Origin of the sequence: Micromonospora sp. NPDC007220, assembly GCF_040634035.1 — a bacterium.
Lineage (GTDB): Bacteria > Actinomycetota > Actinomycetes > Mycobacteriales > Micromonosporaceae > Micromonospora > Micromonospora reichwaldensis.
In genome coordinates, this window is sequence record NZ_JBEYEU010000006.1 from 131,366 (window position 1) to 156,863 (window position 25,498).

Annotated in this window: 18 protein-coding genes; 9 read left to right on the forward strand and 9 right to left on the reverse strand. The window is 71.7% G+C overall.

Features of this window, described 5'->3' with window-relative positions:
- Positions 1-127: 127 nt before the first annotated feature.
- Positions 128-1,291: an MFS transporter gene (locus tag ABZ573_RS14805; RefSeq protein WP_358118515.1), complete on the forward strand. Its 1,164-nt coding sequence runs from the start codon at positions 128-130 to the stop codon at positions 1,289-1,291.
- Between the two features lie 75 nt (positions 1,292-1,366).
- Here ABZ573_RS14805 and ABZ573_RS14810 read toward each other — a convergent pair whose 3' ends face one another.
- The gene (locus ABZ573_RS14810) at positions 1,367-3,670 is read right to left on the reverse strand and encodes an HAD-IC family P-type ATPase (RefSeq protein ID WP_358118517.1); all 2,304 of its coding nucleotides are present in this window, start codon (positions 3,668-3,670) and stop codon (positions 1,367-1,369) included.
- 300 nt (positions 3,671-3,970) lie between these two features.
- Here ABZ573_RS14810 and ABZ573_RS14815 point away from each other — a divergent pair, with 300 nt between their 5' ends.
- The 5 genes from ABZ573_RS14815 (at position 3,971) to ABZ573_RS14835 (ending at position 11,141) form a co-directional block, all read left to right on the forward strand.
- Positions 3,971-7,018: a patatin-like protein gene (locus ABZ573_RS14815; RefSeq protein WP_358118519.1), complete on the forward strand. Its 3,048-nt coding sequence runs from the start codon at positions 3,971-3,973 to the stop codon at positions 7,016-7,018.
- Positions 7,019-7,189: 171 nt separating this feature from the next.
- A complete protein-coding gene (locus ABZ573_RS14820) occupies positions 7,190-7,486 on the forward strand; it encodes a hypothetical protein (RefSeq protein ID WP_151452279.1) in 297 nt (98 codons plus the stop codon).
- Positions 7,487-8,258: 772 nt separating this feature from the next.
- Positions 8,259-9,086 carry a peptidoglycan-binding domain-containing protein gene (locus tag ABZ573_RS14825; protein WP_327028913.1) on the forward strand — a complete coding sequence of 276 codons (828 nt, stop codon included), beginning with the start codon at positions 8,259-8,261 and terminating at the stop codon, positions 9,084-9,086.
- A gap of 72 nt (positions 9,087-9,158) precedes the next feature.
- Positions 9,159-10,121, forward strand: a complete 963-nt coding sequence (locus ABZ573_RS14830; RefSeq protein ID WP_151452281.1) for a hypothetical protein — start codon at positions 9,159-9,161, stop codon at positions 10,119-10,121.
- 288 nt (positions 10,122-10,409) lie between these two features.
- Positions 10,410-11,141 carry an alpha/beta hydrolase gene (locus tag ABZ573_RS14835; RefSeq protein WP_151452283.1) on the forward strand — a complete coding sequence of 244 codons (732 nt, stop codon included), beginning with the start codon at positions 10,410-10,412 and terminating at the stop codon, positions 11,139-11,141.
- Positions 11,142-11,191: 50 nt separating this feature from the next.
- Here the strand turns inward: ABZ573_RS14835 and ABZ573_RS14840 are convergent, their stop codons facing one another.
- The 5 genes from ABZ573_RS14840 to ABZ573_RS14860 form a co-directional block, all read right to left on the reverse strand.
- Positions 11,192-11,998, reverse strand: a complete 807-nt coding sequence (locus ABZ573_RS14840; RefSeq protein ID WP_327028915.1) for a peptidoglycan DD-metalloendopeptidase family protein — start codon at positions 11,996-11,998, stop codon at positions 11,192-11,194.
- A gap of 326 nt (positions 11,999-12,324) precedes the next feature.
- Positions 12,325-13,008 carry a hypothetical protein gene (locus ABZ573_RS14845; RefSeq protein ID WP_192581201.1) on the reverse strand — a complete coding sequence of 228 codons (684 nt, stop codon included), beginning with the start codon at positions 13,006-13,008 and terminating at the stop codon, positions 12,325-12,327.
- An 85-nt stretch (positions 13,009-13,093) separates the two neighbouring features.
- Complete coding sequence (gene alaS / locus ABZ573_RS14850; protein ID WP_151452373.1) at positions 13,094-15,739, reverse strand: alanine--tRNA ligase; 2,646 nt, start codon at positions 15,737-15,739, stop codon at positions 13,094-13,096.
- Positions 15,740-15,906: 167 nt separating this feature from the next.
- Positions 15,907-16,167, reverse strand: coding sequence for a superoxide dismutase (locus ABZ573_RS14855; protein ID WP_327028916.1), 261 nt, complete (start codon positions 16,165-16,167; stop codon positions 15,907-15,909).
- Between the two features lie 5 nt (positions 16,168-16,172).
- A complete protein-coding gene (locus ABZ573_RS14860) occupies positions 16,173-16,787 on the reverse strand; it encodes a superoxide dismutase (protein WP_151452286.1) in 615 nt (204 codons plus the stop codon).
- Positions 16,788-16,894: 107 nt separating this feature from the next.
- Here ABZ573_RS14860 and ABZ573_RS14865 point away from each other — a divergent pair, with 107 nt between their 5' ends.
- The 3 genes from ABZ573_RS14865 to tsaD all read left to right on the forward strand — a co-directional run bounded on the left by ABZ573_RS14865 (position 16,895) and on the right by tsaD (position 19,122).
- Positions 16,895-17,329, forward strand: coding sequence for a transcriptional repressor (locus ABZ573_RS14865; RefSeq protein WP_192581202.1), 435 nt, complete (start codon positions 16,895-16,897; stop codon positions 17,327-17,329).
- Between the two features lie 204 nt (positions 17,330-17,533).
- The gene (def, locus tag ABZ573_RS14870) at positions 17,534-18,082 is read left to right on the forward strand and encodes a peptide deformylase (protein WP_151452288.1); all 549 of its coding nucleotides are present in this window, start codon (positions 17,534-17,536) and stop codon (positions 18,080-18,082) included.
- A 2-nt stretch (positions 18,083-18,084) separates the two neighbouring features.
- Positions 18,085-19,122, forward strand: coding sequence for a tRNA (adenosine(37)-N6)-threonylcarbamoyltransferase complex transferase subunit TsaD (gene tsaD / locus ABZ573_RS14875; protein ID WP_151452289.1), 1,038 nt, complete (start codon positions 18,085-18,087; stop codon positions 19,120-19,122).
- A gap of 28 nt (positions 19,123-19,150) precedes the next feature.
- On the opposite strand, the gene ABZ573_RS14880 is transcribed toward tsaD, so the two are convergent.
- The 3 genes from ABZ573_RS14880 to ABZ573_RS14890 all read right to left on the reverse strand — a co-directional run bounded on the left by ABZ573_RS14880 (position 19,151) and on the right by ABZ573_RS14890 (position 25,469).
- Positions 19,151-21,409, reverse strand: a complete 2,259-nt coding sequence (locus ABZ573_RS14880) for a penicillin acylase family protein (protein ID WP_358118525.1) — start codon at positions 21,407-21,409, stop codon at positions 19,151-19,153.
- 74 nt (positions 21,410-21,483) lie between these two features.
- Positions 21,484-22,758, reverse strand: a complete 1,275-nt coding sequence (locus ABZ573_RS14885; protein WP_225851844.1) for an MFS transporter — start codon at positions 22,756-22,758, stop codon at positions 21,484-21,486.
- Positions 22,755-25,469, reverse strand: coding sequence for an amino acid adenylation domain-containing protein (locus ABZ573_RS14890; protein WP_358118527.1), 2,715 nt, complete (start codon positions 25,467-25,469; stop codon positions 22,755-22,757). The genes ABZ573_RS14885 and ABZ573_RS14890 overlap by 4 nt, the downstream gene beginning before the upstream one ends.
- Positions 25,470-25,498: the final 29 nt, after the last annotated feature.

The following is a 25,498-nucleotide window of genomic DNA, read 5'->3' on the forward strand; positions in this document are numbered from 1 at the left end:
AGCCGGCCGTCAGCCGGTGGTGAGCGACCCCGGGCAGGCTGATCCGAGCCGACACCGGAGGAATGAGATGGATCGTCTGCAAGAGCCCCGGGCCGCTCACGGTCACCGGCCGTTCGCACCAGCGCGGGTGGCCACACCCTGGCTCGCCCTGCTGGCCGGCCCGCTGTCGTACGGGATCGCCGCACCGGCCCTGATCCTCGCCGACGTGGCGCGCGCGACGCGTACCGACGAACAGGCCGCGGCCGCCGGCGTGACGGCCTTCGGCTGGGGGATCGCGTTGGGGACGCCGCTGTTGGCGGCGTTGCTGGCCCGGAGCGGCGTGCGGGCGGTCCTGACCGTCTCGGCCGTGCTGCTGGGCGCGGGGACGCTCCTGCTCGTGCTGGTGCCGAGCGTGCCGGCGTTGGTGGCCGGCGCGGCGGTGCAGGCACTGGGGTCCGCCGGCCTCACCGTGACGGCGATGAAGCTGGCCGACTCGGCCCGGCAGATGGGGGTGGTCACCGCGTCGCTGGCGGTCGTCGGGGCCACCGGCCCGCTGACCGGCGCGCTGGTCGCCGACCTCTTCTCGTGGCAGGCGGCGCTGGCGTTGCCGCTGCTGGCGGTGCTCGCGGTGCCCGCCGCTCGCCGCGGCACCACCTCGCCGGACGCGGCGCCGGCGTCGTTCGACCCCCTCGGCATGGTTCTGTTGTCCTTGCTGGTCACCGCGGCCGTCCTCATTCCGCACCGTCCGCTGGTGGCCGCCCCGGTCACCGTCGCGCTGCTGCTCGCGCTGGTGGCCTGGACAAAGATCCGTCCGGAGGGCTTCCTGCCCGCCGTGGTGGCACGCAACGGCCGGTTCCTCGCGGCGTGCGCGTCGGCCTTCGTGCTGGGGGTGGTGAACTTCGCCCTGCTCTACGCCGCGCCGGACCTGCTGCGGGAGCACGCGGGATGGGACGGCACCCGCAGCGGGCTCGTGCTGCTGGCGCCGTACCTGCTCGGCGGCTTCTGTTCCGGGTTCCTCGTCGCGGCGTCCGTGCGGGTGCCCCGCCGCGTCGCGGCCGCCGCGTTGCTCGTCACCGGCGCCGCCGCGTCGCTGCTGGCGGCGGTCACCACCGCCGTACCGCTGCTGCTCGCGGCGATGACGCTCGGCTCGCTGGCCGCCGCGACCGGCCAGGGCGCACTCGCCCTGCAGGCGACCGGAGTGGTAGCCGCCTCGCGTCGGGCCGAGGCCCTGGGTCTGTTCAACCTCGCCTACCTGCTCAGCGTCGCATTCGGACCGGCGATCGCCGTGACGCTCGCGCACCCCGCCGCCTGAGCACCCGCGTTCCTCTCCGCGCCTGCCCGGACCGCCCTGGCTGGCCTCGTCCTTGGACGTCGGAAGGCAGTTCGCTCAGCCGACCCTCGTCAGCCAGCGGTCGAGCCGCAGCAGCACGACGAGGACGGCGGCGCCGAGCACGGCGAGTCCCAGCCCGGCGAGGGTGTCGCGCGGTTCGGGAAAGGTGAGGTCGGCGACCTGCCGCGTTCCGGGCAGCACGGCCACGGCCACGAAGCAGCCGGCCATCACCGCCAACAGGCCAAGCCGCCACCGGGTGTACGGCCGGGCGATGACGACGAGTGCCGCGAACGCGACGAGGAACAGGGTGAGCGTGGCGGTGGAGCGGTCCGCCCGCAGGCTCGACGCCGTGTTCGACCGCGCGACGGCGTACGCGGCGAACGTCATCGAAGCGGCCACGGCACCGGCGGGAACGGCGAACCGCAGGACGCGGGGAACGAAACCCGGTCGCGCCCGTCCGCTGTTCGGGGCGAGCGCGAGGAAGAAGCCGGGCACGCCGATCGTCAGGGTCCCGACGAGGGTGATGTGCCGGGGCAGGAACGGAAACGGCACCTGGGCGATGCCTACGAGCAGCGCGAGCAGCGCCGCGTACACGGTCTTGGTGAGGAACAGGTTCGCGACATGTTCGATGTTGGCCAGCACCCGGCGTCCCTCGGCGAGCACGTGCGGCAGCGCGGTGAAGTTGTCGCCGAGGAGGACCACCTGCGCGACCGCCCGGGTGGCAGGGCTACCGGAGCCCATGGCGACGCCCAGGTCGGAGTCCTTGAGCGCGAGCGCGTCGTTGACCCCGTCGCCCGTCATCGCCACGGTGCGACCCCGCGCGTGCAGGGCGGCCACGAACTCCCGCTTCCGTTGCGGTGTCGCCCGGCCGAAGACGGTGTGGCCGGCGACGGCGTCGGCGAGCGCGTCCGGCTCCTGCGGCAGCGAGCGCGCGTCGGCTGGCGCATCAGCCGACGGGATGCCGACCTGCCGCGCGATCGCGCCCACCGCGGCCGGGTCGTCGCCGGAGATCACCTTGACGTCGACGCCCTGCGCGGCGAAGTACCGGATCATGTCCGGGGCGTCGGCCCGTATCCGCTGTTCGAGAACGACGAGGGCGGCGGTCCTGCGGTCGCGGCTGGCCAGCGTGGCCGACCGCACGAGGGCCAGCACCCGTCGACCCATCGCGGCGAGATCCTGGGCCTCGCGTCGGGCCGGGTCGTCGTCGGGCAGCAGCACGTCGGGCGCACCGACGAGCCAGGTGCCGTGCTCCGGGAAGGACGCGCCCGAGAACTTGCGTGCCGAGGAGAACGGCACGGTCTCGGCCGCGTGCCAGCCGTCGGCGGAGAGGCTGTCTCCGATGGCCCGCATGGTCTGGTTGGGCTTCGCCTCCGCGCGGGCGAGCGCCGCGAGCGCCGCCCGCGCGACACCGGGGGAAACGCCGTCGTACGGCCGCACCTCGCGCAACGCCATGCCGGGCTCGGTGAGCGTGCCGGTCTTGTCGATGCAGAGCGTGTCGACGCGGGCCAGCACCTCCACCGCCGGCAGTTCCTGTACGAGGCACCGGCGCCGGCCGAGCCGGATCACACCCACCGCGAAAGCGACGCTCGTCATCAGCACGAGCCCTTCGGGGATCATCGGTACGACTCCCGCAACGCTGCCCACCACGGCGTCGGAGACGCTGGCCCCGCTGGTGAACAGCCGCACGACCAGCAGCCCGCCGATCGGCACGATGATCCAGGTGACCAGCCGGAGCAACCGGTTGATGGCCGTCATGAGTTCGGAGTCCGTCAACTCGAAGCGGCTGGCCTCGGCGGCGAGCCGAGCCGCGTACGCCTTCTCGCCGACCCCGGTCGCCGCGAGCAGGCAGCTGCCCGCGGCCACGAAGGTGCCCGACTGGACCTTGTCGCCGCGCCGCTTCTCGACCGGGTCCGCCTCGCCGGTCAACAGCGACTCGTCGATCTCGACCCCGTCGGCCTCCCGGACCGCCCCGTCCACCGGCACCTTCTCCCCGGGCCCCAGCAGTACGAGGTCGTCGACGACCACCTCACCCGGCCGGATCGAAACCTCACGGCCGTCGCGCAGGACACGCACCGGCGCCTCGGTGAGCAGGGTGAGCCGGTCCAGGGTCCGCTTCGCCCGCAGTTCCTGGATCACGCCGACTGCGCTGTTGACCACGATCACCGAGCCGAAGAGCGCGTCGACCGGCTGGCCGAAGACCAGGATCAGACCGCAGAGCACCGCGATGATCGCGTTGAACCGCGTCAGCAGATTGGCGCGCAGGATCTGGCCGAACGTGCGGCTGCTCCGGCGGGCGGTCGTGTTGACCGAGCCCTTCGCGACCCGTTCAGCGACCTGCGCACTCGTCAGCCCCTGGTGCACGTGCCACGCCCCACGTCAGGCCACCATTCCTGTTCCGACGCATGAGCCGAGGCGTGCGCCCTCGACGACATCCGATGGCACGACCAACGAGCCCGACCCGGATCCGGATACGAGGTCGTGCTTCGCGGAACCGCCGACCCGACATACCATGTCGGACATGTACGGACGATCCACCCAAGCGATCATGCCCTCGCCTGCCCTCACCGCCGGGTAGCAGTGGCGCAGACTGGCGAGGGCCGGGAGCCGCCGCGGCCGGCGTCCTCCAGCGACAGAGCCGACCGGCAGGACATCCGCCTTGCCGTGGTGATGACTGGTGGAGTCAGCCTGGCGGTGTGGATCAGCGGCGTCACCCTCGAGGTCTCCCGCCTGGCCGCGGCACGCACGGACCCGGAGTCGCCGTACGCGTCGCTGCTGGATCTGCTCCGGGCGGACGTTCGCGTCGATGTCATCTCGGGTACCTCGGCGGGCGGTCTCAACGGCGCCTTCCTCGCGCTTGGCCTGGCCAGGGGCGGGGACCTGTCCGTCATGCGGGACCTGTGGCACGAGCACGGCAGCCTGGACCGGTTGTTGCGCGACCCGTTGACGCGCCGTCCACGATCCTTGCTGAAGGGGGACGACTACTTCCTTCCGAAGGTGCGGGACGCGCTGGAGAAGGTCGTCTCGACCACCGGATCGCCTTCGGCCCGGACCGACGATGAACGGGTGCCGATCGAGCTGGTGCTGACCGGGACGCTCTGGCAGGGCAGGTCCACGACGTTCACCGACGACCTGGGTGTCGGGATCACCGAGACCGATCACGACGCCACCTTCCGGTTCGCCGACCTCCGGGCCGGCTACCGCGACGGCCGACCGGTCAGTGGTGACCTCGCCGCCGACGCCGTGCTCGACGAGTTGGCCGCCGCGGCGCGGTGCACGTCGTCGTTCCCGGGTGCCTTCGAGCCGCACTTCGTACGGGTGCGCCCCGGAGATCCCGGCAGCGACCTGCGGTGGGAGTCCGCGGCGGGTCGATCGAACTTCCGCGACGCGCAGCACGTGGTGGACGGCGGAGTGCTGCTCAACAAGCCGATCCGCCCGGCCCTGGAGGCGGTGTACCGGCAGACCGCCGGCTTCCAGGTGCGCCGGGTTCTCGCGTACGTCGCCCCGGATCCGGGCGAGCAGCTCTGCCCCTCCCCCGCGGCCGACTCGCCGGCAGCCCCGCATGCGGACGCCGCCGGCCCGGGGATGCCGCTCCCGTCGGCCCGCGAGGTGCTGCTCGGAGTCCTCACCCGACTGCGGGCCACCGACTCCGTCTCCCGGGAACTCACCGAGATCCGCGGCCGCAACACCACGGTGCGGATGCGCCGCCGGGCCCGGGACCGGTTCGCGACGGCGATGATCGGCGTCGCCGAGCAGCTTTCCGACGGGGCGTGGCCGGCGTACCTGGAGGTGCGCGTCGAGAACGCGGCCACCACGATCGCTCCCCTGCTGGCGATGGGACAGCGCGGCCGACCCGCCGAGCAGTGGAGCGGGCACGAACTGCTCGCCGCGCTTCGGCGACAACGGATGTCGTTCGTCCCCGAGGGCCCCCTCGCGGAAGCGCTCGGGAGAACCGGAGCCGGCTGGGACTGGGGACAGACCACCGTCCAGCGCCTGGCAGACATGACCGTCGACCTGCTCAAACGATCGGTGTGGCTGGCCCACCTCGGTACGCCGGAGCGAACGAGGATCGTGCGCTGCCGCGAACAGGCAGCCGCCACCCTGGAGGAGATCCACGCAGACCGCACCGACCTCAACCGCTACTGGTCGGCCGCGCCAACGGGACCGGCGCGGTACGGCATCGATCCGATGCCCAGGCGCCGGGGCTCGCTGAACCGGACGGCCGACAACCTGCCCGAGCTCGAACGCTGGCTCGCCGCCGCGTTGACGGCGTGGGACGCCCTGCCCGTCCCCGGTGACGGCGTGCGACGAGCCCGACTTCACCGGCAGGCGCTCGAACTGGCCCGGAGCCTTCACGAGGTCGCCCCCGCCCTGCGGACGGTCAGCGAGGCAGGCAACGACGTGCTCGATCCGGATGGCGAGTGGACGGGGCGGCTCACCGCACTCCACCGGTTCCTCGTCCCGATGCGGTCCGCCGACGAGACCGTCCTGCGGAACATGTTGCGGCTCGACGTCGTACAGCTCGCCTTCACCAGCGCCAGTCAGGACCCGGAGCAGGAGGTGGAGCTCGCCAAGGTCTCCTCGCTGCACCCGGACCTGCTGACCGGCATCCAGCTGCACCACTTCGGCGCCTTCTACCGCGGCTCGTGGCGCCTCAACGACTGGTTGCACGGCCGAATGGACGCGGTCGAACAGCTCATCCGGATCCTGCTGGCGCCGGAGCGACTACGGCAGTGTCTGCTGGCACCCGGATCAGCGACCTGTGCCGGGCCACGGCCGGCCCAGGCCGAGGCGGTGGACCGGCTGATGGAGGCGTTCGAGCGGTGCGCGGTCCCCGACCGGTCGCCCGACCGCGGATGGCTGGCCGACCAGTGGGCGCGGGACCGCGCGGCGTGCGAACGCGAGGCGCAGCAGATCCTCGGCAACCCGGACGCCCGCTCGTTGAGCGCCTGCACCAGAGCCATCGCCCGACCGATCCAGACCTCGGTGCTCAGAGAGGACCTGCCCGGCCTCGCCGCCGCGGTACGCGCCGAGGGCACCGATCGGGCCAGGACGAGCACCGCCTGGCTGGCGTCCTTCGACGCCGCCGACCTGAAGGCCGGCCGGGAGATGCCGGCCCAGGATCTGTGGCGGCTGTGGGACGAGGCAGCCCAGATCGGCGGCGAACGCATCGATGGTGACGTCGGCAGCGACACTTTTGCCCGAACCACGTCGCACACCGCCACCGTCCTCGCCAACGTCGCCGGCGACACGGCGCGCACCAGGCCACTGGCCGTGGTGCTCTCCGCCTTCCGCGGCTACGCACTCGCCGTCTGGGCGATGGTGGCCCTGCTCACCCGCCGCAGCGCGATGGGCACGCGGGCAGTGGAGATCGCCGTCGCGGCCGGCGCTGTGCTGCTGGCCGTATCCCTGCTGGTGCCCGCAGTGCCGATCGCGCTGGCCCTGCTCGCGGTCCTCCTGCTACTGGCCGGGTTCTCGGCCGCCGCCCTGCTCTCGCCCCAGACCAGGCCGGTCGGTCTGCGCCTGGTCGCAGCGGCGCTCGTCGTGCTGCTCGCACTGGGCGGAGTTCTCTGGTGGGACTGGTACCGCAACGGCACGGCGTTGATCTGGAGCCTGTCGATCAAGCTCGGGGTCACGCTCCTCATCGTCCTGCTCGGCTGGTGGGTCGCCCGCGCCCAGCCCCGGCGCTCCGGCCGCAGCACCCGCAGGTAGGCCGGCGGCCGGCTCCATACGGTACGCATCAGCACCACCTCCGGCAGCCGGGAAGTCGTCCACCAACGCATCGGCTGGACCCGGACCTACCGCTCGGGATGCCCGACTTGTCATGTCAGAGGCGTTGGGCATAGTCGATGCCTCGCAAGGCACCCGATCGAGAGGAAGCGCATGAGGCGTAACGTTGTACGCGTGCTGGCGGTCATGGCCGTCGTCGCCGCGGGATCGGCGGTGGTGTCCGCGCCGGCCGCCGCCAGCGACAGCCCTGGTGACATCTGCGTGACCAACCAGACCACCTGGCTGCGCGACCAGCCCTGGGGCAGCACGCTACGCACCCTGAGCCCCGGGCGAGGCTTCCGCGTTCACTCGATCTACGGCGGCAGTGACATCCAGACCTGGTACTACGGCCACGGGGCCGAGGCGCCGGGGCAGGACGGCTGGATCCCGGCCGCCAACTGCAACTGGTAGACCGGAGCCGCTCCACCACCATGGCGCCGGCTCCGGCCGGCGCCATGCGGCTGCGGCCGACAGTCAGTCGCAGCGATTGCCGTTCGGGCTGCTGGCGCCGGGTTCGCCGCGGTCGCTGCCGGAACCTCCCGGGGCACGCACCGATGTCTCCGCCATGAGGCTGGTGCCTCGTCTCAGAACGTTGATCGGGTGACCGCTGGCGCAACCGGCGCTTCGGACCGAGATCCGGATTCGCGACGAACTCCAACGCTCCGCCCTGGTGTCCGTCGGCGGAGGATCCGCACGTGCGACGCTGTCGAGCTGATGTCGCAGACGACTCGCCGCCGGCCGGTGCGCGGTGGCCCAGACGGCGCCTGATGTCACAGACGACTCAGCTCGACAGCGTCGTCCGACCCTCCCGCCCGCGGACCGGCTCGGCGGCCACCACCGCCACACGCAGCGCGGACCAGCTCTCCATCGATGAACATCTTGACGAAGGCGCCGTCGTCCCTGATAGTCGGGCGACCGAACCGGTGATCGCGGTCACGGATCATCGCTCGCCCTCGACAGGAGACCAGTTGACGGCACGTCCCCCTGCGGCTGCTCGCGGTCGCCCTCCCCGCCGCGGTCGACGGGCTCTTCGCCGCGAGCACGCCGGCACGGTCGATGTAGTGACCGACCTCGGCAACGCGTACGACACCAGCAACGTCTGGGACCGGATCGGCACGGGCCGGTTCATCCCCGGCGTTTCACGCTGCCGACCGGCCGCACCCCACCCACCGACGGAGAAAACGTGATCACGAGAAGAAGCCTGCTCGTCGCCGCCGGCGCCGCCGCGGCCGCCGCCGGGCCGTTGGCCCGCCCCGTCTCCGCCGCGCTGCCCCAGGTCGACATGGAGGCGCTCATCAAGGCCGCCCAGATCGATCCGCGCCGGGCGGACACCGCCATCACGACAGGCGCCAAGGACAGCGTCCTGCTGGTCGAGCGCGCCCTACAGGCCAGAGGACACCTGTCGGCCACCTACGTGGACGGACACTTCGGCACCAGCACGATCGCCGCATATGCGGCGTACCAACGGTCCCTCGGCTATACCGGCCTCGACGCGACCGGCCTGCCCGGCCCGTCGTCGCTGCGGCTGCTGGGCGAGGGGCGCTACACCGTGGTCAAGGCGATCTCGCCCGGCACCGTGGTGAGCCTGCGTGACGTACGCGTCAACACCCGTACCAGATCCATGCTCCTCGAGGCCGAACGCCTGCTCGGGCGCCAACTCACCATCACGCAGGGGTCCTACAACACCGGCGTGGGCGCGTCGGCGGGCACCCACGACGGCGGTGGCGCCCTCGACCTCTCCGTGAACGGCCTGTCGTCGGCCACCCGAACCGAGGTGCTGCGCCGTCTGCGCACGGTCGGGTTCGCCGCCTGGCTGCGTACGCCGTCCCAGGGCGACTGGCCGTACCACATCCACGCCATCGCGCTGGCGGACACCGACCAGTCGACCGGCGCGCAGCACCAGGCCGGCGACTACTACCTCGGCCTCAACGGCCTGGCGAATCGCGGGCGCGACGACGGTCCTGCGGTCAGCCCCAAGCGGACCTGGGAGGAATACCAACGGACGCTCTGACAGTGGCGAGCGCCGAGCCTCATCGGCGCTGGCGCAGTTGCGCCGAGTGTCTCCATCCGATCAGGAGGAAAGTTGTCCATCCGTAACAACCGCCTCGTACGCGGCGCCGTCGCCGTGCTCACCACGGCCCTCACGACCGCGGCGGTCGGCCTCACCGGCGCCACCGCCGCCCAGGCCGCCGTGAACACCTCGCCGAGCCATCTGGTGGTCTACAACAACAACATCGAGAACTGGCTGCCGAGCTCCTGCGCCGACGGCCACATCTGGGACCGGCTGATCACCTACCTCAAGGGCCGCCCACTGAGCCCGGACATCTTCACCGTGCAGCAGGTCTCGAACCAGACGCAGCTCAACACCCTGACCAAGCGCCTCTCGGACGAACTGCCCGGCACCTACGCCGGACAGATCGCGATCGCGAACCCGGGCTCGATGGGCTACACCAGCACCTGCGGCAAGATGAAGAACCAGCAGACCAACGCGGTCATCTACCGCTCCGACCGGTTCACCTACGAGGCCGCCACCCGCTGGCGCTCCGACGCCCCCGCGAACTACGACGCGGGCACCGGCGGATGCCAGAACCTCGAACCCACCAGAAGCAGCCAGGACCGGGTCCACAACATCGGCATCCGGCTGCACGACAACGTCGCCAACCAGGACGTCTCGGTAGCCTCGATCCACTGGCCCACCAACACCTGGCACGGCCCCAAGTGCGCGGACGAGAACATCAAGGAGGCCGACGAGGCGATGGGCCGCCTCGGCGGCGACCTCAAGATCGTCGCCGGCGACGCCAACGCGGAGCCCGACGACGCGGGATGGTGGAACGACGGCAAGAGCTACGGCTACCGCGACCCGATCGCCGAGAAGTGCGGCAGCCGCAACTGCTCCTCGGCCTACGACACCCTGAACAGCCGGCGTATCGACTTCCTGCTGGTCAAGAGCGGCAACGGCTTCAGCAACGTCGCCACCGTCACCGAGTCGATGACCGGCGGGGCGTACTCGGACCACCGCGCCGTCACCGCGTACGTCAAGTACTGACCGCGTGGGGCGGCGAGGTTGACAGCACAGGCGCGGCGTCGTCCCGCCCGTGCCCTCGCCGCCCCACCGCGGTCAGCAGCGACGTGCTGCACTCCCGGCTGCCGCGCGTCCGCGGAAACCCGTTGGCGGGCCACGGCGAGCACCGCTACTCTGCCAACGGCCGTGCGAGAGAACGAGGAGGTGGTACCCGTGAATGCAGTATCGACATGGGTGCTCCCCTCCGGGGTCACGGTCGGGCGATAGGTCGTCCGGGAGCGCCGCTCACGAGCACTCCCGAAGGGCACGACCATGCGATTCACTTCCGAACAGCGCCTCGACGACGATGTCCTCGAACGTCAGTTCACCCTCGGTGAGATCCCCGGCATCCTGTGGACGCCGGGATCCGGCTCCGCACCGGCCCCGCTGATTCTGATGGGCCACCCCGGCGGGCTGCACAGGTTGTACCCCCGACTGATGGCGCGGGCCCGGCACTGCGTGGCGGAGGGCTTCGCCGCAGCCACCCTCGAGCTCCCCTGGAGCGGTGACCGGCCCCGTTCCGCCGCCGCCGAGGAGACCCGCGCCGACCTGCACCGGGCGCTGGAGGCCGGCGAGCCGGTCGACGACGAGCTCGTTGATCGGCTCGTCCTCCCACTGGTCGAGAAGTCGGTCCCGGAATGGCGGGCCGCCCTGGACGCCCTCCTTCCGCTGCCCGGGATCGGCGGCCCGGTCGGGTACGCGGGAGGGGTGATCTCCATCGGCATCCGGCTGGCGGTGGTCGAGCCGCGCATCTCGGCCGCCCTCCTGTTCGCCGGGAGTTTCGTGCCCCGCACCATGTTCGAGGAGGCCCGACAGGTCACCATTCCGCTGCAGGTCCTGCTCCAGTGGGACGACGAAGGAAACGACCGGCAGGCGGCCCTGGACCTGTTCGACGCCTTCGGCACCAGGGAGAAGACGCTGCACGCCAACATGGGCGGGCACACCGGCGTCCCGCACTTCGAGGGGGACGCCGGGAACCAGTTCTTCGCCCGGCACCTGAGGTGAGGCCGCGCCGTCAGACCGCGCAGGCGTCTCCGAGGCCACCGCCGGGTGGATCAGGCAGGCACGGTCCCGTTGAGGTACGCGTTGATCTGGTCGATCTCCAGTGCGTTGAAGACCTCAGGCTGGGCGGCGGCCTGGTTCGAGTTGATGATCCGCTTGAACAGGTTGTAGTGCGCCATCGACCGCAGACCGATGACCCGGTTGGGGGTGACCAGGTAACCGGTGCCGCCGGTGCTCCAGATGAGGTACATCAGTCCATCCTTAGTGACGATCTCAGGGGGAGTTCCGGGCGCCCCGGCGTATGGGGCACCCGTCAGAACCGACTCGGGGTTAACGCGCTGACCGTTCGGCTGGAAGATCTCGAGATGCAGGTGCGGGCCGGTGGAGTGGCCGGTGGATCCGACGTTGCCGATGTGCTGCCCGGCGGCGACCTGCACGCCCGTCCCGACTCGGGGAGCCTCCCGCATGTGCCCGTAGACACTCCGCCAACCATCGGCGTGCGTGATGGTGGCGTTGTGCCCAAGGCCGCCCGCGCTGTACGACACGCTGGTCACGGTGCCCGCCGCGATCGCACGGATCGGATAGCCGAGGATTCCCGAGTAGCTGTAGTCCGTGCCGTTGTGCATCCTGGACACGCCGGTGATCGGGTCTGTCCGCATCCCGTACGAGGATGTGATCGGCACCCACTTGTCGAACGGCCGGTTCCATCTCGGCGTCGCGCCGTACGCGGCTTCCGCGAGCCACGCCTCCGGAATGATGCCGGCTGCCAGTGTGGCGGTGACCAGACCAAGCAGATGGCGGCGGCCGATGCGACGCGACTCCGCCCCGTCGCCCGGCAGTGTTTCGTCGAGTGTCCGCATTCGGCCCCTTGCTCGCGATGAATGACGACCGGAAACACAATCCGCACCGAGGAGACCACCGATTGCGACTTCTGCCCACGTTCGGGTGGTCACTGGTTCGGGACGGGCCGACCAACCCCTTCGGCGGCGAACCAGCGAGCCCGCATGCATCTGGGATCTTGGATATTAAGGTATCGGGCTCCGCTGGTGTCAAGACTCGGACAGTGCGAGCGTCGTTAAGCCTTTCTCCGCGCCGTCGAGCAGGGCACGGCGTGGCGCGAGTCGGTGTACGCAGCGGATCTGCGCTCCCGGTACCGTCACCGGTCCCGGTCGTGCTGCGGTTGCCGCTACTGCCCGGCGGGCAGGGCCCGCAGGTAACGTAGCTCCACGATCTGGGTGTCGATCGGTGTGCGGTTCGGGTTCCGGATGTTGTGGGTCTCGCCGGGATGCAGGTAGCGCACTGCGGGCCGTGGCGGTGTGTCGGCGTCCGCGCCGCCGGCCAGGTCGACGACGAGCAGGGGCACCGACTCCGCGCGGCAGGTGTGTTCGTCGTCGGGCGGAGTCGTGAGGCGCTGGACGCGCACCCCGTCGGTGTCCAGCACCGTCGTCAGGGCCATGCCGTGGGCCGGTTCCCCGGGCCAGCCGTCGGTCGTGTCGGGCAGTGCGTACGGTGCTTCTCCCGAGGCTTCCTCGCCGAGGTCGAGCAGTTCGACGAGGCGGTTGCGGTAGAGGCTGTGGCCCTGGTTGGTGAGCATGTGGACCGGGGAGACGGGCCGGTAGATAGCACCGCCCACCTGTTCGTTGATGTGCCGGGGCGGGCTGCCGTCGAGCCAGTCCATGCGGCAGGCCGAGGTGTCGAGGCAGAGCACGAGGTACGGGTTGCGGTGCAGGTGCCAGGGCTGGCACTCGCCTGGAGCGAGGGCCACCTCCCAGACCCGTACCCGGGAGTTGGCGAGCAGGACCCGCTGGCCGACCTCGCCGAGCACGATGTCGCTACCGTCGGGGGAACGAACCACGGTGCCGGCGCTCATGGGTTCCTTTCGGCGGTGGTGCTCGGCCTGGGTGGCGGCACCCCCGGGGGTGGTGGGTGTGGTGGTCAGTCGGCGGCGTCGGGTGTCATGCCGCGCGGGTGAGGTCCCGCAGCTGGTCGAGCAGTTCCGTCGGTTCCGCGTTGGCCTTGCCCTGGGCGGACGCGGCGTTGCCGCCGCCTTTTCCGGCCAGGAGGTGTTTGATCAGGTCGTTGGCGGACAGGCCGCGTTGCACGCCGGCGGGGGTGACGGTGACGACGATGCTCGCGCCAGCGACGACGCCGACGACGCCGGGGCGGCGGCCGAGGCGGTCGCGGACCTTCTCGGCGAGGCGGCGCGCGTCGCCGGTGGTGGTGATGCCGGCGTACGCGATGCCGTCGAGGTCGGTGGCGTTGGCGGCGTAGGTGTCGGCGTCCAGGTCGATGAGCCGGCCGCGTAGGTCGTCGGCGTCGCGTTCGGTCTGCTTGAGTCGTGCCAGCAGGGTGGTGATGCGGTCGGGCAGTTCGTCGGGGCGGGCTTTGAGCTGGGCTGCGAGTTGGGTGACGAGGTCGCGTTCGCGGGCGAGGTAGCGGAACGCCTCGATTCCGGTGACGGCTTCGATGCGGCGTTGGCCGGCGCCGACCGACGATTCGCCGGTGACGGCGAGGGAGCCGATCTGCGCGGAGTGGTCGACGTGGGTGCCGCCGCACAGCTCACGCGACCATGCGCCGCCGATCTCGACGACCCGCACGGTCTCGTCGTAGGTTTCGCCGAACAGGGCCAGGGCGCCTTCGGTGCGGGCCTGTTCCAGCGGCAGGTAGCGGACGTCGACGGGCAGGTCGCGGCGGATCGCCAGGTTCGAGACCTCCTCGATCTCGCTGCGGGTGGCGTCGGAGAGGCCGCCGCGCCAGGCGAAGTCCAGGCGCAGGTATCCGGGCCGGTTGTACGAGCCGGACTGCAACGCGTTCGGCCCGAGCACCTGCCGCAGCGCGGCATGCACGACGTGCGTGCCGGAGTGCGCCTGCCGGGCGCCGACGCGCCATTCGGGGTCGACTGCGGCGTGCACCGCGTCGCCGACGGTGAGGCTGCCGTCGAGGATCCGGACGGTGTGCGCGATCAGGCCCTTGACCGGTCGCTGCACGTCGATGATCTCGGCGCGCAGGTTCGGGCCGGTGATTGCGCCTGCGTCGGAGTCCTGGCCGCCGCTCTCGGCGTAGAACGGCGTCTGGTCCAGGGCGACCGTGACGATGTCGCCGGCGTGGGCGGCATCGACCGCCGCGCCGCCGGACCAGAGCGCGACGACCCGGGAGTCGGTGTCGAGCGTCTCGTAGGCCAGCCACTGCGTGGGCCCGTTCGCGTCGAGCACCGACCGGTACGCCGACAGGTCGGCGTGGCCGGTCTTGCGGGCCTTCGCGTCGGCCTTCGCGCGGGCGCGTTGCTCGGTCATGAGCGCCCGGAAGCCGTCGGCGTCCACGGTCAGGCCCTGCTCGTTGGCGATTTCGAGAGTGAGGTCGATCGGGAAGCCGTACGTGTCGTGCAGTTGGAAGGCCTTGTCGGCGGGCAGTGCGGAGCGCCCGGCCTTCTTGGTTTCCGTGATCGCGGTGTCGAGGATGGTGGTGCCGGCGCGCAGCGTGCCGAGGAAGGTGTCCTCCTCGGCGTAGGCGGCCGAGGAGATCCGGTCGAAGTCGGTGGCGAGTTCGGGGTACGACGGGGCCATGCAGTCGCGGGCGACGGGCAGCAGTTCGGGTAGAGCCTTGTCGTGCCAGCCGAGCAGCCGCATGGCGCGGATGGCGCGGCGCATGATCCGGCGCAGCACGTACCCGCGGCCCTCGTTGGACGGGGTCACCCCGTCACCGATCAGCATGAGCGAGGTCCGCACGTGGTCGGCGATGACCCGCAGGCGTACGTCGTCGGGGTGGGACTGGGTGGCGGCCTGCCCGGAGTGCACGCCGTACTGCTTGCCGGTGAGGTCGGCGGCTCTGGCCAGGATGGGGCGGACCTCGTCGATCTCGTAGAGGTTGTCCACGCCCTGCAGGATCGAGGCGATGCGCTCCAGGCCCATGCCGGTGTCGATGTTCTTGTTTGGCAGGTCGCCGACGATGCGGAAGTCGGTCTTCGACGCCACGTCGGCGATCTCGTACTGCATGAACACGAGGTTCCAGAATTCCAGGTACCGGTCCTCGTCGACCTCCGGGCCGCCCTCGGCGCCGTAGGCGGGGCCGCGGTCGTAGTACAGCTCGGAGCAGGGGCCGGCCGGACCGGGGATGCCCATCGACCAGAAGTTGTCCGCCTTGCCGCGGCGCACGATCCGCTCCGCCGGCACGCCGGTGGCGAGCCACAGGTCGTACGCCTCGTCGTCGTCCAGGTAGACCGTCGCCCAGATCCGCTGCGGGTCCAGCCCGAAACCGCCCTGCTCGACCGGCGTGGTGGACAACTCCCACGCCAGCGGAATCGCGCCGGCCTTGAAGTAGTCGCCGAACGAGAAGTTGCCGTTCATCTGGAAGAACGTGCCGTGCCGTGACGTCTTGCCGACCTCGTCGATGTCCGGCGTCCGGATGCACTTCTGCACCGACGTCGCGGCCCGGTACGGCGCGGCCCGCTGGCCGAGGAAGTAGGGGACGAACTGCACCATGCCGGCGTTGATGAACAGCAGGTTCGGGTCCGCTATCGCCGGCAGCGGCGCCGACGGCACCACCGTGTGCCCGTTGGTCTCGAAGTGCGCCAGGAAACGCCGCTTGATCTCCGCCGTCCGCACCAACGCCCCCTTGTTGCCCATGATGTGCAGCTACAGCTTATTGGCAACAGAGCGAGAGTGTTTCAGGTACCCCGCAGTCGCTCACGCACCCCGGGCGACGGTTGCGGTGATCCGGTCGGTGTCGCCGGCATGGCGTGCCGGCGACACCGACCGATGGACCAGCCGGGTCAGGTCTCGGGTGGTGTGGCGGTGGCGGCGACGAGCAGGGACAGCTCTCGTACGAGGTCGTCCATGGACTGGCCGCTCTGCGCCCGGAGCAGCCCGAGGCTCAGGTCTGCCAGCAGGTAGAAACCGAGGGTCCTGGCCTGCTCGGTGCCGAAGGCGGCGAGCAGTTCCTCGGCGCCGCCGAGATCACCGCGGTGCTTGGCCGCGATGACCCCGGCGGCCCGTTGGAGCAGCTCCGCCGCAGCCGGGGTGGGCTCGGTCACGCCGATCAGATCTTCGGCGTCGTGGCGCGGGCGGCGTCGAATCGGGCGATTACGTCCGACCAGTTGACCAGGTTCCACAGCCGGTCCACGTAGTCGGGCCGCACGTTCTTGTACTGCAGGTAGTAGGCGTGCTCCCAGGCGTCGAAGACCAGCAGCGGCGTGGAGCCCTGCCCGATGTTGCCGTGATGGTCGTACACCTGCTCCACGATCAGCCGCTGGCCCAGCGGCTCCCAGGCCAGGACTCCCCATCCGGAGCCCTGCACGCTCTTCGTGGCGGCGGAGAGCTGCCCGGCGAACGCGTCGAACGAGCCGAAGTGCTCATCGATCGCGGCGGCCAGCTCCCCGTCCGGGCGGTCGCCGCCGTCCGGGGACAGGTTGCCCCAGAAGATGGTGTGCAGCACGTGACCCGACAGGTTGAAGGCGAACGTCTTCTCCAGGCCGACAAGCTTCGAGAAGTCGCCCTTGTCGCGGGCCTCGGCGAGCTGGTCCAGGCCGTCGTTCGCACCCTTGACGTACGCGGCGTGGTGCTTGTCGTGGTGCAGCTCCAGGATCTGCCCCGACATGGCCGGCTCCAGTGCGCCGTAGTCGTAGGGCAAATCCGGCAGGTTGTAGACCGCCATCAGAACTCCTCTGTTGCTGCCAAGGCTAGGTTGTTGCCACTATCTTGCAACATGAGGAGTGCGTACGCGCTGAGGAGTGGCGATTGAGCACATCGGGAGCCGACCGGGTGGACGCCGCGGTGAGGCGCCTGCGTCGTGCGGGCCTGCGCAACACCGCACCACGTCGGGGAGTACTTGACGAGCTCGCCCGTGCGGTTGGCGACCAGGGGCACCTCACCGCTTCCCAGCTGCACCACGCGCTACTCGCCCGCGGCCTGGCCGTGGAGCTTTCCACGGTGCACCGGGTCCTGGCGCAACTGGTCGAACTCGGCATCGCGCACACCGTGCCCATCGGCAGGACGATCACCTTCGGTCTCGCCGACGACGCGCACCACCACGCCGTCTGCGCAGGCTGCGGCGACATACGACAACTGCCGGCCGAGGCGGTCGCGGCGAGCGTCGCCGCCGCGCAAGCCGCCGGCATCGAGGCGGACCCCAGCGGGCACCTCGCGGGCGTCGTCGTCTACGGACGGTGTACGCGGTGCCGGACGACGGCTCGCTGAGGCCGAATCCGCTGGTCCACGGCCCGCCACGATGCCGGCACCGGTCACGACGGCACGCCCGTCGAGCCCTCGGAAACCGACGTGGGCAACCGCAGCGGCCTCGCCGATCTCCGATGGCGCCGTCCAGCCCTGGCACCTGGCCATGCCCCACCAACCGGCCCAGCCTTACTGCCACTCATGTGCAGTTGCATAATATGGGCGACTATGGAAACGCATGCCGGCACCCCGAGGCCGATCACGCGCTACGGCGCCCCGGTGCTGCACCGCCGGTGCGCCCCGGTGACCGTCTTCGACGACGCGCTCGCCACGCTCGTCGACGACATGTTCGCCAGCATGTACGCCGCCCACGGCGTGGGTCTGGCCGCGAACCAGATCGGCGTCGACGCCCGGATCTTCGTCGTCGACTGCCCCGACGCCACCGGTACCCACACCGTCGCCCACGTGATCAACCCGGTGCTGCACCTACCCGAGCACCGGGAACTCGTGACCGACTCCGAGGGATGTCTGTCCGTCCCGGGACAACAGGCCGACCTGGCCCGCTCCGCCACCGCCGCCGTCACCGGAGTCGACCTGCACGGCGAGCCGATCCGCCTGGAGGGCACCGGCACCCTCGCCCGCTGCTTCCAGCACGAGGTCGACCACCTCGACGGCCTCGCCTACGTCGACCGGCTCCCCATCAAGCAACGTAAGCAGATCCTGGCCGCCAGCGCCGAACACCCCGGCGTCGGCGTCGGCACCCCCGACGGCACCTGACCATGCCGATCGTCCTCGGCATCGAGACGTCCTGCGACGAGACCGGCGTCGGCATCGTCGCCGACGGTGTCCTGCTCGGCGACGCCCTGGCAACCAGCATGGAAGAGCACGCCCGCTTCGGCGGCGTCGTACCCGAGATCGCCGCCCGCGCCCACCTGCACGCCATCACCCCGATGGTCACACACGCCCTCGACCGCGCCGGTATCGGCTTCGCCGACATCGACGCCGTCGCCGCGACCGCCGGCCCAGGCCTCGCCACCGCCGTACAGGTCGGCCTCGCCGCCGGCAAGGCCTACGCCCTCACCCTCGGCGTGCCCCTCTACGGCGTACACCACCTCGCCGGCCACGCCGCCGTCGACATCCTCGAACACGGGCCCCTGCCCGCCCGCTGCGTCGCACTGATCGTCTCCGGCGGCCACACCAGCCTGCTGCTCCTCGGTGACCTCGCCCGTGACCCGGTCGTCCACCTCGGCGACACCGTCGACGACGCCGCCGGGGAGGCATTCGACAAGGTCGCCCGCCTGCTCGGCCTGCCCTACCCCGGCGGCCCGGCGATCGACCGGATCGCCCGCACCGGCGACCCCGCCGCGATCGCCTTCCCCCGGCCGATGACCGGCCCACACGACCCGCCCTACCGGTTCTCCTTCTCCGGCCTCAAGACCGCGGTGGCCCGCTGGGTCGAACAACGCCGCGACCAACCAGTTCCGGTGGCCGACGTCGCCGCCTCCTTCCAGGAGGCCGTCGCCGACACCCTCACCCGCAAGGCCCTCGCCGCCTGCCGCGACCACCACGCCGACACCCTCCTGCTCGTCGGCGGCGTCGCCGCCAACAGCCGCGTGCGCGCACTCGCCGAACAACGCTGCCGCACGGCGGGCGTACGGCTGCGTGTCCCCTCACCACGGCTCTGCACCGACAACGGCGCCATGATCGCCACCCTCGGCGACCTCCTCGCCGCCGCCGACGCTACCCCGGACCCACTCGACCTCGGCGCCGACCCGTCCGCCGTACTGCACGGCGCGCTCCTGCACGGTCCCCGCTGACGACACGACCGGGTCGGCGGCCACACCTTCACCGTGCGCGATGCGACCGCCCCGCCGTCCGGGGCGCCAGGGTCAGGCGGCTGCGCACCTCCGGCGGGCTGTCGAGGCGTACCTCGTACAGCCGCCCCTCGGCGTGCGCCGGCGTCTGGTCCGTGTAGTGCGGCGAGAGGGGATGTCCCGAGCTGCCGTGGCGGAGCACGTCGCGGATGCGGGTGCTGCCGGAGGGGCCGAACTCCACGACGAAGCGCCAGGGCGCGCCCTCGACCACCTGGCCGTGGCGGTCGGGATACATCAGGCAGACGCTCTGCCCGCCGCCGCTTACCGGGGTCGGGGGCGATCCGTACAGCGAACGCAGCGTGTCCGACGCCGCGGCCAGGGGATGCTGGTCCGCGATCCGGTTCGACCTGCCGTAACGCCAGCCGGTGGGGTCGTCGCCGAATCTGTCGGCGAGTCGACGCGCCGCCTCGGTGAGGGCGTCGGCCACGACGACCGGCATTTCCTCCGTCTCGCCGAGCCGCCGGCGGGCGTCCGCGTCCATCACCAGGTGATCCACCTGGAGGGTCACATCGGTCATGGCGTCGGCGACGGCCGCACCGAGCCGGCTGGTGATCCAGCGCTCGGTCAACACGCGGGCCAGCGCCCCGAAGACCAGAGGTGCGGCCTGATCGGCGTCGTCCCTGCCGTCCCAGGTGGCCAACGACTGATGGCCGAACACGGCCAGTGGCGACTCCGGTGGATGCTCGTCGAGTGCCTTCAGCAGGGTGGGCAGGATGCGCTGTGCCCTGCCGTTGCGCAGGTCCATCTGCCACGCGCCGAAGTCGTCCGGGCGGGCCGTCGGCGTCGCCGTCAGCAGTTCCTCGATCCGGTCGGCCCGGTACGGTCCGCCCCAGTCGCTGCCCAGGTGCGGGGCGACCCCGTCGGGCAGGATCTGGTGGTTGGCGCTGACCACGAAGCCCGCTGGCGGATCGACGACCTCCGGTAGCTCGTCGAACCCGAGCGTGGTGCTCCAGCGAGCGGCCACCTCTGCCGCGCCGGCCGGGGCGAGGCCCTCCCGACGGTCTCGGCGGGGCACGATTCCGGCCGTCCGCAGCGCGACCGTCCCGTCCCGGGTCGCGACGACGAGGTTGAGCACGGGCACACCGAAGCCCCGCAGGGTTTCGCGGAACGCCGGGTAGTCGCGCGCCCGCCACATCCGCTGGCAGCTCTCGGCCTCGGTGGACGGGTGCAGACCACTCCAGTAGAGGGCCACCGGCTCGGCTTCCGCACCGCGCGGGCCCGGCAGGTCGACGTATCCCGTACCGCCTGCGGCGCACACGGAGATCTCGGTCCCGCCGCGCACCCGGACGACGCTGGTCTGCGACCACCGTGGCTCTCCCGTCGGGTCCGGCCGCTCCCCCACGGCCAGGTCCTGGGTGTCGATGGTGGAGTTGGTCACCCCCCACGCGAGATCCGGGTTGGCGCCGATCACCAGTCCGGGCACGCCCGGCACCGTCACCCCGTACGCGCGTTCGCCGTCGAGGTCCAGTCCCAGCTGGTACCAGAGGCTCGGGTGGGTGAACAGGATGTGCGGGTCGTTGGCCAGCGCGGCGAAGCCGGTGGCGGACCTGGCCGGGGACACCGCCCACGCGTTCGAGCCGCTCCCCTGCCGGCCCGCGAAGAGGTCGCCGAGGTGGGCGGCGCCGGCCGCGGAGAGCAGCGCGGTGTCGCCGCGCCGTGCCGCCGGCCCCGCCGGGGCGCCGGCCCTGATGGTGACGCTGCCGCCGGGCGGGTACTTCGGCGCCAGGAAGCTGTGGACGAGGTCCGGTCGCTCCGCCAGCAGCCGGCTACGGAAGACCTCCTGCTGCAGGTTGCGGCCCAGGTGGAAGCCGAGCTGCTTGACGACGGCCAGCGAGTCGCCGACCGACCACGGGCCCGGCCGGTACCTCAGGAGGTGGAATTCGGGCGGGAGCTGCCCGCGGCGCCGCATCCGGCGTACCGCGGTGTCGACCCCGTGCGCGAAGGCCGCGAGGTTGGCGCGGGCAGGCGGTGAGAGCAGCGCCTCGCTCTGGCGGGCGGCCCGATCGAAGGCGAGGGTACGGGCGAGGACGTCCGAGCCGGCGGCACGAGCGCCGAACACCTCCGCCAGTCGTCCGGTCGCCCGCCGGCGCAGGACGTCCATCTGCCACAGCCGGTCGTACGCCATCGCGACCCCGACGCCCACGTAGAGATCACGCTCGTCGCCCGCCCGGATCCACGGGATGCCGCGTTCGTCCCGGTCGATGTCGACGGTCCCATGCAGGGCCGCCACGGAAAGTACCCGGGTGCGCCGGAGCGCCCGACTGCTCGGCCAGGCGGCCAGGCGCAGAATGCCCGCCGCGGCTCTCATGACGCCTTTTCGGTCTCCGCCTCCGGGAGGGTGTCGTGGCGGCTCAGGTCGGGAATGCGCCGGCCGACCAGCAGGTAGAGCGCGACGCTCACCAACGCCAGGGAGCCGATGGCGAGGAACATGACCGGCCCGCCGAAGGACGCGAGGACGAGACTGCCGAGGAACGGTCCGGTGAACCCGCCGACCTGCGCGAAGGTCTGTGCGCCGAAGTAGGCCCCGCGCCGTTCCTCGGGCGCGATGCGGTCGACGAGCGCGAACTCCGACGGCACGATCAGGGTCTCGGCGACGGTGAACACCACCATCGCCACGATGTAGTGCCACATCTGCTCGGAGATCGCGAAGCCGGCCATCCCCACGAAGGTGAGGATCCCACCGAGGGTGATGGCGTTCAACGGGTTGTAGCGCTGCACGTAGCCGGCGGCGAAGAGTTGGAGAACGATCACCGCCACCGCGTTGGTGGTCATGACCGCGGCGAGCACCCGGGCGCTGTCGGCGAAGTCGATGACGAAGTTCTGGGCGAGCAGCACCGAGATCCTGCTGTGCACCGTCTCCAACAGGATCGCGCCGATGAGCAGGAGGAGCAGGCGGCGGTCCGACATCACCGCCCGGGCCGATTCGCCCAGTCCCCGGACGATGGCGCCCGTGCTGCGGCCGAGCGTCGTCAGCCCGCCGTCCCCCGTGGACGGTCGTGGCAGTTGCCGCGTGGCCGCCCAGAGGACGGCGAGGTAGACCAGGTACACGCCGGCGGCGGCGGGGAACGAGAGCCGGGCGCCGGTGAGCCCGAGGGCCACGCCGATCAGCGGACCGACGGCGTAGCCGGCGTTGATCGCGAGGTACTGGTAGGAGAACCACTTCACCCGCAGCGCGACGGGGAGCAGGTCGCTGATGAGTACCTTCGCGACCGGGCTGAAGGCACTGGTGGCGAACGCCATGGACGCGTTGAAGGCGAACGCCGTCGCGGCGTCGCGGGCGAAGTAGAACCCGACGAAGCTGCCGATCACCACCAGCAGGCAGGAGAGCAGGACCCGGCGGCGGCCCACGATGTCGGAGAGCGCGCCGCCGAGGAACCCACCGGAGATGCCGAAGAGCACGGAGGAGCCGATGACCAGGCCGACCGCCGAGACGGACAGGCCGAGTTCGTTGCGGAGGTAGATGGTGAGGAAGGGAATCGTCACGCCGTTGGCCAGGCTCATCACGCCGGAACCGCCGACGAGGATCCTGGCCAGTCGCGGTGGGCGGAACGCTGCGCTCGCAGCCGGTTCCCGGGTCAACTCGGATTTCCTTCCGTCTTGTCCTGCTGGCGCTGGAATTCGGTCATTGCCTCGGCGACGGTCGCCGCTCCGGGCTCACGCAGCATGCCTTCGTGGCTGGTGGCCACCACCGTCTCGGTCAGGTTCGGCAGCACCAGGTGCCAGCCCTCGGTGTGCCCGCCGTCGTCGGTGGACCTCTCCAGGCCCGCCACCAGGAGCAGCGCGGGCACGGCCAGTGCAGGCGCGGGCTCTGCCATGATCCGTCCCATCGTCCGGTAGTCCTCGAAGGCGTGGGCGAGCCCGCCGATCGTGGCAGCCAGCGCGGGTGCCGCGGTGGAGGCGGCCCACCGCAGCAGTTCCGTGTCGGCCATCCCGGCTGCGGACTGCGGGGAGAGCTCGCGCCACCGGCGGGTGTGCTCGGGAAACGCGAGGGCCACGTCGGAGAGGAAGGCGACCAGCTGGGCCCGGTGCTCCTCGGAGAGGCGCTGGTGGAGACAGCGTGGGCTCGGCGCGTCGAGCAGGGTGATGCTCCGCACCTGGTGGCCGGCCGCCCGCACCGCGTGGGCGAGGTGCAGCGCCATCGCCCCACCCAGGGAGTGTCCGACGAGGTGGACCCCGGGATCGACGACGGGCAGCAGCTCGGTCAGGCACGCCTGCGCGGCCACGGCGGAGGACGGCGTGCCGTCCTGGGCCCGGAGAAGGTCCCGGGTGTGCAGGGCGTGGAACGGGCGGCCCCGGACGTGCGTCGACAGCCGCGCCATCGAGGCTGCGATCCCGAAGACGCCGGGCAGCGCCACCACGGGCGCCCGGCCCGCCGCGGAGTCCCCCAGCGGCAACAGGTCGACCGGGCGGCGGGACGCCGCACCCGGGCCGGCCTGCCGGGCCCGCCGGACCGCGCCCGCCACCGCCCGTACCGTCGGCGCCCGCAGGAAGTCGCGCAGCGGGACGACGACACCGAACTGCCGGCGTACGGCGGCCAGCAGGCGGGTCGCCAGCAGGGAGTTCCCGCCCTGCCGGAAGAAGTCGGTGTCCGGTTCGACCTCGGTGCCGGGCAGCAGCTCGGCCAGGATCGTCAGCAGGGACCGCGTGACGTCGTCGACGCCCGCGGGCACGTGTGGCGTCAGGACGGGGCCGGGATCGGGCAGGGCTGCCCGGTCGAGTTTGCCGTTGGCGGTGCGCGGCAGCGCGTCGACGGCGACGAACGCGGACGGAACGGCGTACGCCGGAAGCCGGTCCTCCAGCCGGGAGCGCAGCTGCGCCGGGCCGGCGTCGCCGACGACGTACGCCACCAGCCGCGTTCCCGTGCCGGGTGCGGTGTGCGGCACCACCGCGGCCTGCCGTACCCCGGGCAGGGCGAGCAGGGCGGCGTGCACCTCCCCCAGCTCCAGGCGGTAGCCGCGGATCTTGATCTGGTCGTCGTTGCGCCCGTGGTACTCGTACTCGCCGGAGGGCGTCCGCCGGGCGAGGTCCCCGGAGCGGTATCCGCGTACCGGCCGGCCCTGCGCGTCGGTGACGGTGACGAACCGCTGCGCGGTGAGTTCCGGCTGCCCCAGGTATCCGAGGGCCACGCCCGCGCCCGTGACGATGATCTGCCCGATCCCGCCGTCGGCGACCGGCTGGTCGTCCTCGTCCCACAGCAGGAAGTCGAGGTCGGGAAGTGGCGCGCCGATCAGGCTGGTCGTGCCGGCGAGGTCGGGGGCGAGGATCCGGCGGTACGACGCGTGGACGGTGGTCTCGGTGATCCCGTACATGTTGACCAGTTCGGGCCCGGCGTCGCCGTACTTGGCGACCCACGGCCGCAGGTCCGCGAACCGGAGCGCCTCACCGCCGAAGACCACCCACCGCAACGGCAGCCGGTCGTCGTACTCGTCCTCCTGGGCCGCCAGCGCACTGAAGGCGGTGGGCGTCTGGCTGAGCATCGTGACCCGCTCCGCCCGCAGCAGGCGCCGCAGGGCCACCGGGTCCCGCATGACCTCGCCCTCGACGACGACCACACACCCGCCGGTGAGCAGCGCCCCCCACATCTCCCACACCGAGAAGTCGAAGGCGAACGAGTGGGCCATGGTCCACACGTCGCCCGGCCCGAACCCGAACAGTGGCTGCGTGGTGCCGATCAGGCGCAGGACGTTGGCGTGGGAGACCTCGATGCCCTTGGGACGGCCGGTCGTGCCCGAGGTGTGGATGACGTACGCCCGGTCGGTGGGCGCGATCGGGCGGGCCGGTGCGGCGGGCGGGTCCGGCTGCTCCCCGCCGTTGTCCGGCGCGTCGAGCAGGACAGCCGCGGCCGTCGCGGGCAGGGAGCCGGCCAGCGCACCCGTGGTGATCACGAGGGACGGCGCCGCGTCACCGACGATCGTGCCGGTACGGACGGCGGGCGCCTCCGGGTCGAGCGGCAGGTACGCGGCCCCCGTGCGGAGCACCGCCAGCGCCGCCACGATCATCCGCGCCGAGCGCGGCAGCAGCACGCCGACCGGCCGACCGGGCGGCGCGACAGTCGCGATCCGGCCGGCCAGGGCCCGGGAGGCGGCGGCCAGTTCCCGGTACGTCAGGGCCTGCCGGTCGCAGCGGACGGCGACCCGGTCGGGGTGCCGTCCGGCGACCTCGTCGAAGGCGGCGACGAGGTTGTCGGCGGTGACCGGTGCGGTGGCGGCCGGGCCGACCTCCGGTGTGGACACCTCGCGGCGTCCGGCGAGCCGCCGACGCAGCCGTAGCGCGCGATCGGTCGACGTCATGAGCATCTCTCCCCAGGTTTCGTCCCGCT